The sequence below is a fragment of the Mycobacterium sp. P2_H7 genome, from assembly GCF_056403275.1.
The window spans coordinates 1-374 of the sequence record NZ_JBFUFU010000079.1 but is presented as its reverse complement, the minus strand read 5'-3'; the positions used below and the strand labels follow the sequence as shown (position 1 = coordinate 374).

The 374-nt window shown below is 55.3% G+C and carries 1 protein-coding gene; it reads left to right on the top strand.

Annotation, left to right across the window (positions count from 1 at the left end; all coding sequences use genetic code 11):
• Positions 1 to 141: 141 nt before the first annotated feature.
• The coding region (locus tag AC1DY7_RS31435; protein WP_477497669.1) for a hypothetical protein at positions 142 to 374 on the top strand (233 nt) is incomplete at its 3' end.

The following is a 374-nucleotide window of genomic DNA, read 5'->3' as shown; positions in this document are numbered from 1 at the left end:
GAGCCAGCATCGCCGATCTATCAACTGTAGACGACACGGCAATGACGACAATGGCACCTTCACGGAACGTGGAACCTTTCTGGATTCGACAGCAAAGGACAAATAGCGCATGATCCTGCTGGGGTTTGGGGGAATTCATTCATGCGCGTGCGCGAATTTTCGTGCGTGTTGTCCGCATTGCTCTTCTCGGGCTGCGCAGCCGACTACTTGAACCACTACGATACGGTGACGCTCGCGGCCGGAGATGCGTACCATGCAAACATGCTTTTGCAGACGGTCGATCCGTTCAACCCAAATAGCCAAAACACCCACATAGAGAGCGATGGCCTGCGCGTTGCTGGTGTTGTCCAGCGCTATCGGGGAGTGGCCAATGC